The 16,487-nt window shown below is 72.8% G+C and carries 14 protein-coding genes; 9 read left to right on the top strand and 5 right to left on the bottom strand.

The features are described 5' to 3' along the window. Positions 1 to 48 precede the first annotated feature (48 nt). From ngcE to ACGFI8_RS16560, 3 genes are read left to right on the top strand one after another with little or no spacing between them, the layout of a single operon-like run. Positions 49 to 1,467 carry an N-acetylglucosamine/diacetylchitobiose ABC transporter substrate-binding protein gene (ngcE, locus tag ACGFI8_RS16570; protein ID WP_392805311.1) on the top strand — a complete coding sequence of 473 codons (1,419 nt, stop codon included), beginning with the start codon at positions 49 to 51 and terminating at the stop codon, positions 1,465 to 1,467. 3 nt (positions 1,468 to 1,470) lie between these two features. Further along, the gene (locus ACGFI8_RS16565) at positions 1,471 to 2,379 is read left to right on the top strand and encodes a carbohydrate ABC transporter permease (protein ID WP_392805309.1); all 909 of its coding nucleotides are present in this window, start codon (positions 1,471 to 1,473) and stop codon (positions 2,377 to 2,379) included. Then, a complete protein-coding gene (locus tag ACGFI8_RS16560; protein WP_392805419.1) occupies positions 2,376 to 3,236 on the top strand; it encodes a carbohydrate ABC transporter permease in 861 nt (286 codons plus the stop codon). The genes ACGFI8_RS16565 and ACGFI8_RS16560 overlap by 4 nt, the downstream gene beginning before the upstream one ends. 1,209 nt (positions 3,237 to 4,445) lie before the next feature. Here ACGFI8_RS16560 and ACGFI8_RS16555 read toward each other — a convergent pair. Next, positions 4,446 to 5,054, bottom strand: a complete 609-nt coding sequence (locus ACGFI8_RS16555) for a TetR/AcrR family transcriptional regulator (protein ID WP_392805307.1) — start codon at positions 5,052 to 5,054, stop codon at positions 4,446 to 4,448. Continuing rightward, complete coding sequence (locus ACGFI8_RS16550; protein ID WP_392805304.1) at positions 5,047 to 5,262, bottom strand: hypothetical protein; 216 nt, start codon at positions 5,260 to 5,262, stop codon at positions 5,047 to 5,049. The genes ACGFI8_RS16555 and ACGFI8_RS16550 overlap by 8 nt, the downstream gene beginning before the upstream one ends. Before the next feature lie 125 nt (positions 5,263 to 5,387). On the opposite strand from ACGFI8_RS16550, the gene ACGFI8_RS16545 reads away from it, so the two are divergent. The 3 genes from ACGFI8_RS16545 to ACGFI8_RS16535 all read left to right on the top strand — a co-directional run bounded on the left by ACGFI8_RS16545 (position 5,388) and on the right by ACGFI8_RS16535 (position 7,397). Continuing rightward, positions 5,388 to 5,540, top strand: a complete 153-nt coding sequence (locus tag ACGFI8_RS16545) for a hypothetical protein (protein WP_392805301.1) — start codon at positions 5,388 to 5,390, stop codon at positions 5,538 to 5,540. A gap of 175 nt (positions 5,541 to 5,715) precedes the next feature. Then, on the top strand, positions 5,716 to 6,648 hold the full coding sequence (locus tag ACGFI8_RS16540; protein ID WP_392805298.1) for an RNA polymerase subunit sigma-70: 933 nt from the start codon (positions 5,716 to 5,718) through the stop codon (positions 6,646 to 6,648). Positions 6,649 to 6,656: 8 nt separating this feature from the next. Further along, positions 6,657 to 7,397, top strand: a complete 741-nt coding sequence (locus ACGFI8_RS16535) for an alpha/beta fold hydrolase (RefSeq protein WP_392805295.1) — start codon at positions 6,657 to 6,659, stop codon at positions 7,395 to 7,397. A 21-nt stretch (positions 7,398 to 7,418) separates the two neighbouring features. Here ACGFI8_RS16535 and ACGFI8_RS16530 read toward each other — a convergent pair whose 3' ends face one another. After that, positions 7,419 to 7,970, bottom strand: a complete 552-nt coding sequence (locus ACGFI8_RS16530) for a hypothetical protein (protein ID WP_392805293.1) — start codon at positions 7,968 to 7,970, stop codon at positions 7,419 to 7,421. Between the two features lie 311 nt (positions 7,971 to 8,281). Here ACGFI8_RS16530 and ACGFI8_RS16525 point away from each other — a divergent pair, with 311 nt between their 5' ends. Next, positions 8,282 to 9,580: an endo-1,4-beta-xylanase gene (locus tag ACGFI8_RS16525; protein ID WP_392805290.1), complete on the top strand. Its 1,299-nt coding sequence runs from the start codon at positions 8,282 to 8,284 to the stop codon at positions 9,578 to 9,580. Here the strand turns inward: ACGFI8_RS16525 and ACGFI8_RS16520 are convergent. After that, positions 9,472 to 10,803, bottom strand: a complete 1,332-nt coding sequence (locus tag ACGFI8_RS16520; protein ID WP_392805288.1) for an RNA-guided endonuclease InsQ/TnpB family protein — start codon at positions 10,801 to 10,803, stop codon at positions 9,472 to 9,474. The two genes, ACGFI8_RS16525 and ACGFI8_RS16520, sit on opposite strands and share 109 nt — an antisense overlap. 155 nt (positions 10,804 to 10,958) lie before the next feature. Here ACGFI8_RS16520 and ACGFI8_RS16515 point away from each other — a divergent pair, with 155 nt between their 5' ends. Next, a complete protein-coding gene (locus ACGFI8_RS16515; RefSeq protein ID WP_392805285.1) occupies positions 10,959 to 12,686 on the top strand; it encodes a SulP family inorganic anion transporter in 1,728 nt (575 codons plus the stop codon). Positions 12,687 to 14,034: 1,348 nt separating this feature from the next. Here the strand turns inward: ACGFI8_RS16515 and map are convergent. Then, complete coding sequence (gene map, locus ACGFI8_RS16510; RefSeq protein ID WP_392805282.1) at positions 14,035 to 14,814, bottom strand: type I methionyl aminopeptidase; 780 nt, start codon at positions 14,812 to 14,814, stop codon at positions 14,035 to 14,037. Between the two features lie 173 nt (positions 14,815 to 14,987). Between map and ACGFI8_RS16505 the strand changes: the two genes are divergently transcribed. Beyond that, complete coding sequence (locus ACGFI8_RS16505; RefSeq protein ID WP_392805279.1) at positions 14,988 to 16,424, top strand: wax ester/triacylglycerol synthase domain-containing protein; 1,437 nt, start codon at positions 14,988 to 14,990, stop codon at positions 16,422 to 16,424. The last annotated feature ends 63 nt before the right edge of the window (positions 16,425 to 16,487 follow it).

Here is a 16,487-nt window from a genome sequence, read left to right as displayed (position 1 = left end):
AAACCTTCATCCTCATCGACGAGCGTCCCTCGGCCCGAAGGAGCAGCGATGAACACGATGACCCGCAGGAGTCTGCTGCGCTCGGCGGCGGGCTCCGGCGTCCTGGCCGCCACGACCGCCGCACTGGGCGCCTGCGCCCTGTCCGGCGGCAAGGACGACAAGACGAACGACTCCGCGCAGGGCGCGAAGAACTCGGCCAACCCCCTGGGCGTGAAGGAGGACGCGCCGCTGGAGATCGTCATCTTCAACGGCGGGTTCGGCGAGGACTACGCCAAGGCCCACGAGGCCATGTACACCGAGAAGTACCCCAAGGCGCAGATCAAGCACTCGGCCACCCAGCAGATCGGCACCACGCTGCAGCCGCGCTTCGTCGACGGCAGCCCGCCGGACGTCATCGACAACTCCGGCGCCGGCCAGATCGACTTCAACGGCCTCGTCTCGCAGGGTGCGCTGGCCGACCTGGCGCCGCTGCTGGACTCGCCGAGCATCGACGACCCGAACAAGAAGGTGCGCGACACGCTGCTGCCGGGCTCGCTGCTGCCCGGCACCTACGACGGCAAGACCATGGCGCTCAACTACACCTACACCGTCTACGGGCTCTGGTACTCCGCGAAGCTGCTGAATGACAAGGGCTGGGCCTACCCGAAGACCTGGGACGAGATGATCGCCCTGTGCAAGACCATCAAGGCGGCCGGCATCTCGCCCTGGACCTACCAGGGCAAGCACCCGCGGTACATGAGCTGGCCGATCCTGTCGGCGGCGGCCAAGATGGCCGGTCAGGACGTCCTCGTCGCCATCGACAACCTCGAGCCCAACGCCTGGAAGCACGAGGCGATCCTCGCCGCCGCCGACGCCTACTCGCAGCTGGCCGTCGACGGCTACATCATGCCCGGCTCCGAGGGGCTGGACCACATCCAGTCGCAGACCGAGTGGTGCAAGGGCAAGGCCGTGTTCATCTCGTGCGGCTCGTGGCTGGAGAGCGAGCAGAAGTCGGTGACGCCGGCCGACTTTCAGATGACGGTCGCGCCCACGCCGAGCCTGTCCACGGGCGACAAGCTGCCGTTCGAGGCGCTGCGCGGCACCACCGGCGAGCCGTTCATCGTGCCGGCCAAGGCGACGAACCTCAACGGTGGCCTGGAGTACCTGCGCGTCATGCTGTCGAAGAAGGGCGCCATCGACTTCACCAACCGGGTCGCGAGCCTCACTTGCGTGGCCGGCCTCGACCAGGGCGTCAACCTGCCGCCCGGGCTGTCGTCGGTCACCAAGGCGCTCAAGGCGTCCGGCGACAAGGGTTTCAACTGGGTGTACAACTCCTACTACCGCAAGCTGGAACGCGAGCTCGTCGATGCCGCCTGCGGCGCGCTGTTCACCAAGCAGATCAATGCGAAGCAGTTCGTCGAGCAGTGCCAGAAGGGCGCCGACTCGATCGCCAAGGACGACGCCATCAAGAAGTACCGGCGGAGCTGACCCATGCGGCACGGCCGGCGCCTGTTCGCCATCACGTTCCTGATGCCCGCGGTGGCGGTCTATGCCGTGTTCGTGATCTCCCCGTATCTGCAGGCGTTCCAGGTGTCCGCGACGAACTGGCGCGGGCTCAGCCCCGAGTGGGACTACGTCGGGACGGACAACTTCACCCGGCTGCTGCACGACGAGTACTTCTGGAACGCCCTGAAACACAACGCCGTCCTGCTCGCCGTGCTGCCGGTCGCGACCATCGCGCTCGGGCTGTTCTTCGCTTCGATGCTCAGCGTCGGCGGCCACGGCGGGCGGGCCGGCGTGCGCGGCATCCGCGGCAGCGGCCTCTACCGCATCGTGTACTTCTTCCCGCAGGTGCTGTCGGTGGCCATCATCGGCGTGCTGTGGCGGGAGATGTACGCCCCCAACGGCGGCCTCGTCAATGGCGCGCTGCGGGCCGTCGGGCTCGGCGCGCTCGCCCGGCCCTGGCTCGGCGACCACGACTTCGCGTTCTGGGCCGTGCTCGTCGTGATGATCTGGAGCAACGTCGGCTTCTACGTCGTGCTCTTCGGCGCCGCGATGGCCTCGATCCCGCGCGAGATCTACGAGGCCGTGCTGCTCGACGGCGCCGGGCGGTTCACCACGCTGGTGCGCATCACCGTGCCGCTGCTGTGGGACACCATCCAGGTGGCCTGGGTGTACCTCGCGATCATCGCGCTCGACGGCTTCGCGCTGGTGCAGATCATCACCAACGGCGGGCCCGAGTTCAGCACCGACGTCGTCGGCCTGCGGCTGTTCAGCACCGCCTTCGGCGAGGCGAAGTTCGGCTACGCCTCGGCGATCGGGGTCGCGATGTTCTTCGTCGTCCTGTCCGTCGCGATCGCCTCGCTGCGCCTGACCCGCCGCGATCGCGTCGAGTACTGAAAGGCAAGCCGTTGGCGACTCAGGGGCCGCGCGTCAGCAACGCCTTCTCGCACATCTTCCTCGCCGGCTGGGCGCTGCTGACCACCTTCCCGCTGCTGTGGGCGGTGGTCAGCTCGTTCAAGAGCGACGACGAGATCCTCACCGACGCGTGGGGCCTGCCGTCGCGGCTGCGCTTCTCCAACTGGGTGCGGGCCTGGAACGAGGCGCACATCGGGCGGTACTTCCTCAACAGCGCCGTCGTCGTGGCCGGCGCGCTGGCCCTGACCATGCTGCTCGGCGCGATGGCGGCCTACGTGCTGGCCCGCTACGAGCTGCGCGGGATGCGGCTGGTGTACTACGCGTTCGCCGGCGGGATGATGTTCCCGGTCGTCCTCGCCCTCGTGCCCCTGTTCTTCGTGGTGAAGAACCTCGGCCTGCTCGGCACGCTGCCCGGCCTGATGCTGGTCTACACCGCCTACTCCCTGCCGTTCACGGTCTTCTTCCTCACCGCGTTCTTCCGCACCCTGCCGACCGCGGTGGCCGAGGCCGCGCTGGTGGACGGCTGCTCGCACTGGAGCCTGTTCTTCCGCATCATGCTGCCGATGGCGCGGCCCGGCCTGATCAGCGTGGGCATCTTCAACTTCCTCACCCAGTGGAACCAGTACATCTTCCCGATCGTGCTGCTGCAGGGCGAGGGCAGCGAGCGGCGCTGGGTGCTGCCCCAGGGCCTCACCGCCCTGGCGATCAACGAGGGCTACGCGGGCGACTTCGGCGGGTTGTTCGCCGGCATGACGATCGCGATGCTGCCCGTGCTGCTGCTGTACGTCGTCTTCCAGCGCCAGGTGCAGGGCGGCCTCACCGCCGGCCAGCTGAAGTAGCCCCGGTGGGATAGGCTCGCCGGCGTGCGGCGGGTGGTGCGCGTGCTGCGGCTCGTCCTCGCCGCGCTCGTCACCGTGTGCGCCCTCGGCGGGCTCGCCCGGCTGCACTCCCCCACCCTCGGCCCCGGCGGCGCGGCGGTGCGGCAACTGGGGTTCCTGCGCGCGGAGCTCGACGGCGGGGCCGGCGACGCGGCGCAGGCGATGTTCCCCGAGGGATACTTCTTCCTGCACGCCCTCTACGGGCTCGCCTGGGTCGACGTCGGGCGGCACCGCGCGGATCGCGCCGAGGCGCTGCGCGAGGCGCGGTGGGCACTGTCCAGGCTGGACGGTCCGCAGGGGACGGCGCCGTTCAGCGCCGGGCTCGCGCCGCGGTACGGCGTCTTCTACGCCGGGTGGACCAACTGGCTGCGCGGCGGGCTCCTGAGCCTGCAGGACGCCGCCGCGCGCGACCCGGCGGAGGTCGAGCGCTTCGAGCGGGACTCGCGGGAGCTCGCGGCGGCGTTCGACGCGTCGGCGACGCCGTTCCTGCAGGCGTACCCGGGTCAGTCGTGGCCGGTCGACTCGACCGTCGCGATCGCCTCGCTGCGGCTGCACGACGCGCTCCTGCCGGCGCGATACGGCGAGACCGTCCGACGGTGGCTCGACGGCGCCCGGGAGCGGCTCGACCCGGCCACCGGGCTGCTACCGCACGTGACCGACGCGCGCACCGGGGCGCCGCTGCAGGGGGCGCGGGCCAGCTCGCAGAGCGTCATCCAGCGCTTCCTGGCCGACGTCGATCCGGCGTTCGCGCGGCAGCAGTACCTGCGCTTCCGGGAGCTGTTCGTGGTGCGGCCGCTGGGTATCGGGCCGGCGGTGCGCGAGTACCCGCGGGGCACGGACGGGCCCGGCGATGTCGACAGCGGGCCGCTGCCGCTCGGCGTCTCGCTGTCGGCGACGGTGGTGACGATCGGCGCGGCGCGGGTCGAGGGCGACGACTCCCTGGCGGCGGCGCTGTCGAGCTACGGCGAGCTGGCCGGCGTGCCGCTGGACACCCCGCGCACCAAGCGCTACGCGCTCGGGCTGCTGCCGATCGGCGACGCGTTCCTGGTCTGGGCGCGCACCGCCGAGCCGTGGGTGGCCGCGTTGCCGGACCGCCCGCCGGCGGTCGTCGGACCGCTGTGGAAGGCGCCGCTGACCCTGGCCCTGGTCCTGCTGGCCGCCGCGCCCTGGCTACCCCGGGCGCTGCGCCTCCTGCGGCGCGACGGACTCCGGCGCGGCCGTGTCCGCCGGCAGCAGGCCGAGCGGGGCGAGGAGGGCGGCGACGGCCCGGACGTAGGCGGCGTGGTCGACGCCGTCGTCCCAGAGGGTCTGTAGCACCAGCCCCTGGTAGATCGCGATGAGCACGCGGGCCAGCGCGTCCGGCTCGGGCGCGGCGCCCGCGAGCGCCGCGGCGGCGAAGCGGCGCGGGCGGTCGACGTTGTCGCGGGCCACGTCGCGGATGTGCGGCGAGCGGACCGTCTCCGCCCACACCTGCACGGCCAGGCTCAGCTCGGCCCGGTTGGCCGGGTCGCCGACGGCGCGCAGCACCTGCAGGAAGCCGGCGGCGGGGTCTTCGCCGAGCAGGGAGGTGCGCCGCTCGTGCCACTCCGCGACGATCGCGGCGATCATGTCGTCCTTGCCGGTGAAGTACCGGTAGATCAGGCCGGCGCTGATCCCCGACTCGCGCACGATGTCCTGCATCGACGTGCGGTGGAACCCCTCGCGGGCGAAGCAGGCCGCGGCGGCGTCGAGGATCTGCCGCCGCCGCGCCGCGAAGTGCTCCTCGGCGACCTTAGGCATCGGCGACCGCGACCCGGTAGAAGGCGGCGGTGGGCTCGTCGCGGCCCAGCGGCGCCAGGTATCGCGCCGCGGCGTCGCGGGTGGAGACGTCCTCGGCGAGCCGCAGCCCGCGCTCGGCGAGGTAGCCGGGCAGCTCGGCGGACATGAACAGCACCCGGGTCGCCGGCCGGGTGCGCTGGAGCCGATCGGCCAGCACGCGGCCCAGCATGCCCGGCATCACCACGTCGGTGAGCAGCAGGTCGATCGGCCCCCCGCGCTGCGGCGAGCCGCAGCGCGGCCAGGCCGTCCGCGGCGGCGAGCACCGTGTAGCCGCCGCGGCGCAGGCTGCGGGTGGTGACCTCGCGCAGCGCCGGCTCGTCCTCGGCGACCAGCACCGTCTGGCCGCGGCCCGGCGGCCGCGCGGTGCCCCCCGAAGCCTCGGCGCGGGGCTCGGCATCGCTGGCCGGCAACAGGATCGTGATCGTGGTGCCGACGGGCTCGGAGTAGATGTGCACGGCGCCGCCGGCCTGCACCACGATGCCGTAGACCGTCCACCGCATCTCACTAACAGTAGAACTATCGTGACTTACCGTTCTGACCTTCGGGTTTTCGGGAACAGCGCGCCCGCGGGTGCGCTCTGCTGCTCGACCTCGACCGCCCGGTCCGCCTAGTGTTGATCGCGATGTCGGAGAGCGCCGTGCAGGGGGCTGAGCTCGACGAGCACCGCACCGCGCTGCTCGGGTACTGCTACCGGATGCTCGGCTCGCCGTTCGACGCCGAGGACGCGGTGCAGGAGACGCTGCTGCGGGCGTGGCGCAACGCCGACCGCTTCGACCCCGGCCGGGCGCCCCTGCGCGGCTGGCTCTTCGCGATCGCCACCAACGTGTGCCTCGACGCCCTGCGCACCGCCCGGCGGCGCGCCCGCACCGTCGACCTCGGGCCGGCGGCCGAGCCGGGCGCGGCTCTCGGGGTACCATATCCGGCTTCTGATCTTGTCTTTCCGGCGCCGGACGGGCTCGTCGTGCCGCCCGAGGGCGACCCCGCCGAGCTGGCCGTGCAGCGCGAATCGGTCCGGCTCGCGTTCGTCGCGGCGCTGCAGCTGCTGCCGCCGCGCCAGCGCGCGGTGCTGATCCTGCGCGACGTGCTCGCCTGGTCCGCGGCCGAGGTCGCGGCGCTGCTGTCGACGTCGGTGGCGGCGGTGAACAGCTCGCTGCAGCGGGCGCGGGCCGGCCTCGCGGCGCCGGTGCGGGCCCAGCCGGTCGACGAGGCGCTGCTGCGCCGCTACGTGCGGGCGTTCACCGACAACGACATCGACGCGCTGGTCGAGGTGCTGCACGAGGACGCCACGATGTCGATGCCGCCGCTGCCGTTCTGGCTGCGCGGCCGCGGGCCGCTGCTGCGCGCGATGTCCGCGTCCGGGGCCTGCGCGGGCGCCTCCCTGGTCCGCTGCGGTCGCTCATCCTTCATCCAGTACCGCGGGGGCCGCCCGTTCGCCGTGGTGGTCGTCGAGGCCCTCGACGGAAAGGTCGGACATATCCAGACCTTCCTGGAGGCGCCGCGGCTCCTCGAGCTCTTCTCCCGCTACGCCGATGAGCCGGCGGCCACCTCGGCGTAGTACCGGGCATGACGAACTTCTGGCACACCGCGTCCGGCTCCGGCGACCCGCTCGTGCTGCTGCACGGCGGCTTCAGCGACAGCCGCGACTTCGACACCAGCCTGGCCGCGCTCGCCGACGCCTACCGGGTGTACGCGTACGACCGCCGCGGCCACGGCCGCACCCCCGACGTCGAGGGCCCGATCACCATGTCGGCGCTGGCCGGCGACGCGGTCGAGTTCCTGACCCGCGTGGTCGGCGGGCCGGCAATACTGTGCGGGTACAGCGCGGGCGGCGCGGTCGCCCTGCACACCGCGCTGCGCCGGCCCGACCTGGTGCGGGCGCTGGTGCTCATCAGCACCGCGTACGCGGTCGACGGCCTGCTGTTCACGCCCACCGCGGACGCGCCGCTGCCCCCGCCGGTCGTCGCGCGCTACGCCGAGGTCTCCCCCGACGGCCCCGACCACCTGCCGGTGGTGCAGGCGAAGCTCGCCGAGTCGGTCGCGACCGAGCCCGGCCTCACCCCGGCGGACCTCGCGGGGATCGGCTGCCGCACGCTCATCGTGGCCGCCGACGACGACCTGGTGACTCTCGAGCACACGGCGACGCTGCTGGCCGCCCTGCCCGACGCGCGGCTGGCGGTGCTGCCGGGCACCTCGCACCTGCTACTGCTGGAGGCCCCGGACCGGGTCACCGCCCTGGTCCGGGACTTCCTTTCCGGGCGCGAGACGGCCCCGATGATGCCGATACGGCGTTCCAGCCGTCGATGACGAGGATCGGCGTCGACGGCTCTACAGCCCGAGCGGGTCCTCGCGCTCGCCCGTGACGACGAGCGGGCGGCTGCCGTCCGGCTCCACGTGCCGGTGCGGCGCCGTGCCGCCGGGCTCCGCGGTCTCGGTCTCGTCCGCGACGGCCTCCAGCGCCGCCCACACCGCCGCCAGCCCGTCGTCGCCGCCGCTGAGATGCAGCGTGGGCGCGCCGCGCAGCGCGATGGCGAGGGGCCCGGCGGCGCGCTCCTGCGCCACGGCGCCGTTGCGGATCGGCACCTCGATCGCCGGGCCGGCGCCGCGCAGCACCGCGGCGAGCGCGCGCAGCGCGGCGGGCGACCCGGCGAGGTCGAGGTTCTCGCCGATCACGCGCAGCCGGCAATACCGCTGATCATCCATGCCGCCATTCTGCCCGACCCGCCGCAGCGGCCCGGCGGGCAGTACGAAATGGAGTGCGGCCGCCGCCGGAGGCACCCCTGCCCGGGCGGCGGCCGCACGCATCACGGCCGCGGCGGTCGGCTCGTCGTGCTCGGCGCGAGCATGCCGCGCCTGTTGCCGCAGGCCCTTGGCCAGCATGCCACCGCCGGCACCGCTGCGGCGATCGGCTCGTCGTGCTCGTCGCGGGCATACCGCGCCTGTTGCCGCAGGCCCTTGGCCAGCATGCCACCGCCGGCGTCGCCGCGGCGATCGGCTCGTCGTGCTCGTCGCGCCCGTCGCGGGCATACCGCGCCTGTTGCCGCAGGCCCTTGGCCAGCATGCCACCGCCGACGCCGCCGCGGCGGGCCGGTCGATGCACGTCCGGCCGACCGCGCCGAACCGGCCGACCGGGCCTACGCTCGTGCTCGACCGCACCCACCCCGCCATTGCCACGTCACAGCCGAGGACCGATGACCACCAGCCTTCCGCACCGCACCGGCGAGGTCGCCCTGACCCTGCTCGGCCCGGACGACCGGCCGCTCGCCGACCGGGCCGTCACCGTCGCCCAGACGCGCCACGCCTTCGCCTTCGGCAACATCGGCTTCGACTTCGTCGACCTCGTCGGCGGCCCCACGCCCGAGGGCGTCGACGGCGACTTCGGCGACGCGCCGGGCGGCCTGGACCTCGACCGGCTCGGCGAGCTGTGGCTCAACCTGTTCAACACCGCGACCCTGCCGTTCTACTGGGGAGGCTACGAACCGCGCCGTGGCCGGCCCGACGCCGAGCGGCTCACGAGGACCGCGCGGTGGTTCGCCGAGCGCGGCGTCACCGTGAAGGGCCACCCGCTCGTGTGGCACACGGTCCAGCCGCCGTGGCTGCTGGAGCTCGCCCGGACCGAGGGCCTCGACGAGGTGGAACGCCTGCAACGGGCCCGGATCCGCGACCTCGCAGGCGGGTTCGCCGGTCTCGTCGACACCTGGGACGCCATCAACGAGGCCGTCATCATGCCGGTCTTCGCCAACGGGGACAACGCCGTCACGCGGCTCGCCCGGGCCCGCGGCCGCATCCACATGGTGCGCATGGCGTTCGAGGAGGCCCGCGCGGCCAACCCGGCGGCCACCCTCGTGCTCAACGACTTCGACCTGAGCTCGGCGTACGAGTGCCTGATCGAGGGCGTGCTGGAGGCCGGCGTGCGCATCGACGCGATCGGCCTGCAGACCCACATGCACCAGGGGTACCGCGGCGAGGAGTACACCCGCGACGTCCTCGACCGGTTCGCCCGCTACGGCCTGCCGCTGCACCTGACCGAGACCACGCTGGTGTCGGGGCACCTGATGCCGCCGGAGATCGAGGACCTCAACGACTACCAGATCCCCGAGTGGCCGAGCACCCCCGAGGGCGAGGCCCGCCAGGCCGACGACGTCGCGCGCCACTACCGGACGCTGTTCGCGCACCCGGCGGTCCAGGCGGTCAACTACTGGGGTCTCACCGACCAGGGCGCCTGGCTCGGCGCGCCGGCCGGCCTGGTGCGCTCCGACGGCACCCGCAAGCCGTCGTACGACGCCCTGGAGGGCCTCATCAAGGGCGAGTGGTGGCTGCCGCCGACCGGGATGCGCACCGGCCCCGACGGCACGCTCACCGTCCGCGGCTTCCACGGCGACTACACCGTCGACGGCGCCCCGTTCAACATCGCCCCCGGCCGCACCACCCGGACGGTCCGCACGTCTGACGCCGGGCCTCCCGCCGCCGGTCCTATCGTGATCGGTTGACATCCTCCCCTCCCTAAAGGGGAGGGGATTCCCTGGGTCGCCCCAGGGGTTTCCTGCTTCACCGCCGGTCGCCGCGTCCGGGAGGATTCCCGTTGAGGTCTTACACCAGCTCCACAGGCAGACACCGCCAGCCCGGCGGCCAGAAGGTTGCGTGCCGCGTTCACGTCCCGGTCGTGGACGGTGCCGCACCGGCACATCCACTTCCGCACGTGCAGCGGCATGTGCTCGGCCAGCGCGCCGCAGGCCGAGCAGCGTTTGGAGGACGGGTACCAGCGGTCGACCGCGATCACCTCGCGGCCGTACCAGTCGGCCTTGTACTCCAGCATGGTGCGAAACTGCCGCCACGCCGCGTCCGAGATGGCACGGGCCAGGGTGTGGTTGCGGACCATGTTGCGGACGGTCAGGTCCTCGATCACGATCGTTTGATTGTCACGAACGAGCCGAGTGCTCAGCTGGTGCAGATGGTCGCGGCGCCGGTCGGCGATCCGGGCATGGACGCGGGCGACCTTGACCCGGGCCTTCACCCGATTCGCGGAACCCTTCTCCTTGCGGGCCAGGTTCCGCTGGGCGCGGGCCAGCCGCGCCCGGTCGGCGCGCTCGTGCCGCAGGTTGGGGATCTTCTCCCCGGTGGAGAGCGTGAGCAGGCTGTCCAGCCCGGCGTCGACCCCGACAGCGGTGTCCACGGCCGGGGCGTCGGGGATCACGTCGTCGCAGAGCAGGGACACATACCAGCGCCCGGCCGCGTCCTGCGACACGGTCACCGTCGACGGCGAAGCCCCCTCCGGCAGCGGCCGCGACCACACGATGTCCAGCGGCCCGGCCATCTTCGCCAACGTGAGCCTGCCGCCACGGAACCGGAACGCGCTGGTCGTGTACTCCGCCGACCGCCGAGACTTCTTCTTCGACTTGAAGCTCGGGTAGCGGGCCCGGCCGGCGAAAAAGTTCACGAACCCGGCCTGCAGGTGCCGCAGGGCCTGCTGCAACGGCACGGAGGAGACGTCGTTGAGGAACGCGAGTTCCTCGGTCTGCTTCCACGCGGTCAGCATCGCCGAGGTGGCGTTGTAGTTGACCCGTTCCTGGCGCAGCGTCCACGCCTCGCTGCGGGCGACCAATGCCAGGTTGTAGACCTTCCGGACACACCCGAACGTCCGCGCCAGCTCGGCGGCCTGCGCGCCGGTCGGGTAGCAGCGGTACTTGAACGCCCGCTTCACCGTCCTGGACATGCCTCACATCTTGGCCGTTCTATTTTGTGGACCTGCGGTGACACGCGGGCAGACGCCGATCCGCCATGGCGGCGAATCAGCTTTCCCCGTCCTGCTCCGCAGGGGTTCCGTTTCCTCCCCCGCCTGAAGGCCGGGGTCTCCACGGAAGGAATCCGATGACCAACGCGGAGCGGGCCGGGCGGCGCGAGGTCCCGCTGCTGCCGGGCGTCGCCGCGCTGCGCGGGTACCGCCGGTCCTGGTGGCGCAGCGACGTGCTGGCCGGCCTGACCGTCGCCGCCTACCTGGTGCCGCAGGTGATGGCGTACGCCACCCTGGCCGGCCTGCCGCCGGTGACGGGGCTGTGGGCGATGCTCGCGCCCCTGGCCGTCTACGCCCTGCTCGGCACCTCCCGCCACCTGTCGGTCGGGCCGGAGTCGACCACCGCGCTGATGACCGCCACGGTGATCGCCCCGCTCGCCGGCGGCGATCCCGCGCGGTACGCGGCGCTGGCCGCCGCGCTCGCCGTGGTCGTCGGGCTGCTCTGCCTGGTCGCGTGGGCCGCCCGGCTGGGCTTCCTCGCGGACCTGCTGTCGAAGCCCATCCTGGTGGGCTACCTGGCCGGCGTCGCGGTCATCATGATCATCAGCCAGCTAGGCAAGGTGACCGGGATACCGGTGACCGGCGACACACTCGTCGAGCAGGTGCTCTCGGCCGCGCGGCAGCTCGGCCGGGTGCAGCCGACGACGCTGCTGTTCTCGCTCGCCGTGCTGTGCTTCCTGTTCGTCGCGAAGTGGCGGTGGCCGAGGCTGCCGGGGCTTCTGCTGGCCGTGCTCCTCGCCACCGCGGCGGTGGCCGTGTTCGGCCTCCGGGAGCACGGCATCGCCGTCGTCGGCCCGATCCCGCGGGGCCTGCCCGTGCCGTCGCTGCCCGGCCTCGGCGACCTCACCGGCCTGGTGCTGCCGGCGGTCGGGCTGATGGTCGTGGGGTACACCGACACCGTGCTCACCGCGCGCTCGTTCGCCGCGCGCGGCGGCTACCGCATCGACGTCAACCAGGAACTGCTCGCCCTGGGCGCGGCGAACGTGGCCACCGGCGCCCTGCGGGGCTTCCCGATCAGCAGCAGCGGCAGCCGTACCGCGATCGGCTTCGCCGCCGGCGGGCGCACCCAGCTCGGCTCGCTGGTCTCGCTGGTCGCGGTGGTCGCGGTGCTGCTGTTCGCCGGGCCGCTGCTCGCGCTGTTCCCGGTCGCGGCGCTCGGCGCCCTCGTGGTCTACGCCGCCGTCCAGCTGATCGACGTCGCAGGCTTCCGGCGCCTGGCCGCGTTCCGCCGCAGCGAGCTGCTGCTCGCCCTCGCCACCTGCGCCGGCGTCCTCGTGCTCGACATCCTCTACGGCGTGCTGCTCGCCATCGGCCTGTCCGTCGCCGATCTGCTGCGCCGGGTGGCCCGCCCGCACGACGCGATCCAGGGTCTCGTGCCCAACCTGGCCGGCATGCACGACATCGACGACTACCCGCAGGCGACCACGATCCCCGGCTTGCTGATATACCGGTACGACTCCCCGCTCTTCTTCGCCAACGCGGAGGACTTCCGGCGCCGCGCGCTCGCCGCCGCCGACAGCGCCCCGACCAGCTGGTTCGTACTCAACGCCGAGGCCAACGTCGAGGTCGACATCACCGCGCTGGAGGCACTCGACGGCGTCCGCAGGGAGCTGACCGGCCGCGGGATAGTGTTCGCGTTGGCCCGCGTCAAGCGCGACCTGCAGGACGAGCTCGACGCGTTCGGTCTCACCACCTCGGTCGGCACGGACCGCATCTTCCCCACCCTGCCGACCGCCGTCACCGCCTACCGACAGTGGCAGCGCGACCAAGACCACGGGAACGACCACGGGCACGACCACGGGTAGGGCCGTCCGGGCCCCTCACCCGCAACCCTGCGGCCCCGCCACCCGCACGCCCATCTGACGGCCGATGCCCGCGTGCCGGCAAGCCACGGAACGATCGCGCCAGGCTGGCAGCGGCTGAGCATCGACGTTCGGATAGGCAGACGGCCTCGGTCCAGCCATGGCCGCAGGCCATGAATGGTGATCCGCGAGATCCGGGTCACCGACGCCGCCGAAATCGACTTTCCCGGAGCCGACAGCTACCCGTATGGCGCGGACGCCGTGAACCTCGTCACGCGGGGCACGCCGAACTGATCTGATCGACGGCTTCACGCAGACCCTCATCGGCTGCGCCGCCGTGCTGCGTCTCGGCGGCTACGTCGCCGCTGGTGATCCGCAATGGCTCATCCAGCGCGAGGGATCTGCCGTGTTTCGGCCGGATCATCCTGGCGGTCACGGCGGTCGGGCAGCTGGATAGCCGCCGGGCACACGGCGCGCGGCACGATGGCAGGCTCCGCGATGCCGATCGGGACGCCCAGTGCGACACACGGTTGCAGGTCGAGTTCGGCGTCGGCCGTCGTCGGCTGGAACAGGGGCCGGCGCGGGAGCAGGAGCAGAGACAGAAGGAGCGGGCAACGAGACGGGCGCCGGACCGGCAGTGGAAACAGGAGCAGCGGCCGGAGACGCGGGAGCAGGCGGCGGAGACGCGGGAGCAGGGGCCGGAGCAGGAGTTACGGGCAATGACAGCGGAGCAGCGTCGGCGACGGGAGTAGAGGCAGCGGCCGGAGGCGCCGGAACGGCAGCCGGGGCAGGAGCCGCAGGTGGCGACGTCCGAGCGGTGGTGGGAGCGGCGTCTGGGCCAGGTGTGGGTGAAGCAGTCGGAGCAGCGTCTCCGCGGGACCTGGGTGAAGGAGTGGGAGGACACGGCGTGGGTGAAGCAGTCGGAGCGGCGTCTACGTGGGACGTGGGTGAAGCGGTCGGAGGACACGATGCGGGTGCAGCGGTGGGAGTGTGGGGGCGGGGCGTGCGGGCGTCGCGCTCGGCCCAGTGGGCGGTGATCTCCGCGGTGCGGGCCTCGCGGTCCAGGCGGGCCAGTCGCTCCGCGTGGCGTCGGTCCAGGCCGCGGCGGCGCGCCTCGGCGAACTCGGACCTGATCGCGGCGCGGCGGGCGTGGCGGCGGCGGTGCTCCTCCAGCATCGAATCCAGCCGGTTGCGCCACTCCGCCGGGTCGATCGCTGTCAGCACCTCACTCATGCTGATAACTTAGAACAGGGGTACGACAAAAATCAGAAGCGCGGAGGCCAGCCGCCTCGATGGCCCAGCGGACGGCGTAGCGTTCCACGACGTTGGCGACCAGAGCGAGCTGGGGGGCTCAGGTCTGCTCGTCCGGCAGGGTGAGCACCAGGGGGCCGTCTTCGGTGATGGCCACGGTGTGCTCATGGTGCGCAGTGCGTCCGTGATTGCTGCTGCGCAGCGTCCAGCCGTCCGGATCGACGGCGAGGGTGCTGGTCCCGGTCATCACCCAGGGCTCGAGAGCGAGCACGAGTCCCGGGCGTAGCCCGAAGCCCCGGCCCGGCCGGCCAGTGTTGGATACGTGCGGGTCCTGATGCATGGTCCGACCCACGCCATGTCCGCCGAACTCATTGTTGACGCGGTAGCCGGCGCCGGTGAGCGTGGCGCCGATGGCGGCCGAGATGTCCCCGATGCGATGGTCAGGGGTACACATGCCGATGGCGGCGTCGAGGGCCGTCCGCGTAGTGTCGATCAGGCGCTGGTCGGCCGGGTCGATGGTATCGCCGACGACGAAGGTGATCGCACTGTCGGCAACCCATCCATCGACAGACGCCGCGAAGTCGAGACTGAGTAGGTCCCCATCGCGCAGGGTGTAGTCGTGCGGTAGCCCGTGCAGGACCGCGTCGTTCACGGACGTGCAGATCACCTTGCCGAAGGGGCCCCGACCGAAGGCTGGGGCGTAGTCGACGTAGCAGGAGCGGGCGTTGCGGCGGGCGATGAGTTCGCCGGCCCAGGCGTCGATGTCGAGGAGGTTGACTCCCGGCTCGACGCGACCCCGTAGCTGCTGAAGCACGTCGGCGACGAAACGCCCGGCGGGACGCATCTGGTCGATCTGACGAGGTGAGAGCAATTCGATCAAGGCATCCCCCTGGGTGGCACTCGCAGTGGTCGGATAACAATACCGGGATTACTATACCGGGATTACTATATCGGACCTGTGCATGAGCGCGGCTACGGGTAGGGCCGTCCGGGCCCTCGCCCGCGGTCCTGCGGCCCTGCCAATCGCGCGGCCGCCCGGCGGACGATGCATGCGTGCCGGCAAACCACCACGCGATCGCGCCGGGCTGGCAGCGGCTCAGCATCGGCGAGCTGATGACGCTGTGGGCGCAGACCCCTGCGACGCCCATGAACATCGCGATGCTCGGCCTGCTGGCCCCGGCCCCGACGCTCGTGGACGAGGGCGGCGCGGTCCGGCTGGTGGCCGTGCGGGCGGCGGTCGCCGACCGGCTCGGGCGCGCACCCGCGCTGCGGCGGCGGATCCGGCGCACCCGGGCGGGCCAGGGGCGACCGGTGTGGGCCGATGACGGCTCCTTCGACGTCGCCCGCCACGTGGACGCGGCCGATCTGCCCGGCATCGGCGTGGACGCGCTGCTGACCTGGGCCGCGACCCGCGCCGCCGCGCCGCTGCCGGACGGGCGCCCGCCGTGGCGGATGACCCTGGTCACCGGGCTGGACTCCGGGGAGGTCGGCCTGCTCCTGGTCATGCACCATGCCCTCGCCGACGGCCTCACCGGGGTCGCGCTGGCCGGCGCGCTGCTGGACACCGCGCCGGACGCGGCGCCCGCGCCGACCCGTTGGACGCCCGCGCCACCGCCGACCGGCTGGACGCTGGCCCGCGACGCCGCCACCGACCGGCTCCGCGCGCTGACCCGGCGCCTTCGCGCGCTGACCCGCGGGCCGGCCCGGCCGCAGCCGCCGACCGGGCCGGGCGAGACCACCGCGCCGCGACAATCGGACGGGTTGCGAAAGGAGCTGCGGGTCGCCCGCAGCGCGCTCGCCGTGACCGCGCCCGACCTGGGACTCCCGGCGCCGGACAGCACCGAGCGGCGGGCGGCCGGGCTGTGCTGGCGGCTCGACGGCGTCCGGCGGGCCGCGCGCGAGCACGGGGTCACCGTGAACGACGTCATGCTCGCCGCCGTGGCCGGTGGCATGCGCGGGCTGCTCCTGGCACGGGGCCTTCCGCTGGCGGGCCTGACGCTGCGGGTGTCCGTCCCGGTCGCGGCGCCGGCCGGTAACCGCAACGCCGGCGGCACGCTGCCGTTCGTGCTCGGGCTTCCCGTCGATGGGCCCGACCCGGCGGCGGCCCTGCGGCGGATCGGGCGGGACAGCCGCGCCGCCAAGGCCGGCCGCGACCGGGGCTACGCCGGGCCGGCGCAGTCGCCGGGGGTGCCGCCGTTCCTGGTGCGCCTGGCCGTCGCCTGGCTGCGGCGATACGCCGGGCGCCGGATCAACCTGTACCTCACCAACGTGCCAGGCCCCGCGGACGCGCGCTGGCTGTGCGGCGCGCGGCTGCACACCGTGTTTCCGATCGCGCCCGTCTCCGCCGGGGTCCCGGTCGCGGCGGCCGTCCTGTCCTACGACGGCACGCTCTGCCTGAGCGTCAACACCGGCCCGGGCATCGACCTGCGGGCGTTCGCCGACGGCGCGGGCCGGGCCGCCGAAGCGCTGATGGGCACCGCCGACCGCTGAAAACGGCCCCCGCTCGACCACACATCCAAGCCCGCGTTGCGGGGCTGAGCACACGCAGCGGCC

The sequence above is a fragment of the Dactylosporangium sp. NPDC048998 genome (assembly GCF_043197855.1).
Classification (GTDB): Bacteria; Actinomycetota; Actinomycetes; order Mycobacteriales; family Micromonosporaceae; genus Dactylosporangium.
This window is presented reverse-complemented; position numbering and strand designations above follow the sequence as displayed.

Excerpts from the sequence above, each read along its gene's own strand:
- ngcE (WP_392805311.1), top strand. The coding sequence starts at position 49 with ATGAACACGATGACCCGCAGGAGTCTGCTGCGCTCGGCGGCGGGCTCC.
- ACGFI8_RS16565 (WP_392805309.1), top strand. The coding sequence starts at position 1,471 with ATGCGGCACGGCCGGCGCCTGTTCGCCATCACGTTCCTGATGCCCGCG.
- ACGFI8_RS16555 (WP_392805307.1), bottom strand. The coding sequence starts at position 5,054 with ATGCCTAAGGTCGCCGAGGAGCACTTCGCGGCGCGGCGGCGGCAGATC.
- ACGFI8_RS16550 (WP_392805304.1), bottom strand. The coding sequence starts at position 5,262 with ATGCTGGGCCGCGTGCTGGCCGATCGGCTCCAGCGCACCCGGCCGGCG.
- ACGFI8_RS16540 (WP_392805298.1), top strand. The coding sequence starts at position 5,716 with ATGTCGGAGAGCGCCGTGCAGGGGGCTGAGCTCGACGAGCACCGCACC.
- ACGFI8_RS16535 (WP_392805295.1), top strand. The coding sequence starts at position 6,657 with ATGACGAACTTCTGGCACACCGCGTCCGGCTCCGGCGACCCGCTCGTG.
- ACGFI8_RS16530 (WP_392805293.1), bottom strand. The coding sequence starts at position 7,970 with ATGCTGGCCAAGGGCCTGCGGCAACAGGCGCGGCATGCTCGCGCCGAG.
- ACGFI8_RS16525 (WP_392805290.1), top strand. The coding sequence starts at position 8,282 with ATGACCACCAGCCTTCCGCACCGCACCGGCGAGGTCGCCCTGACCCTG.
- ACGFI8_RS16520 (WP_392805288.1), bottom strand. The coding sequence starts at position 10,803 with ATGTCCAGGACGGTGAAGCGGGCGTTCAAGTACCGCTGCTACCCGACC.
- ACGFI8_RS16515 (WP_392805285.1), top strand. The coding sequence starts at position 10,959 with ATGACCAACGCGGAGCGGGCCGGGCGGCGCGAGGTCCCGCTGCTGCCG.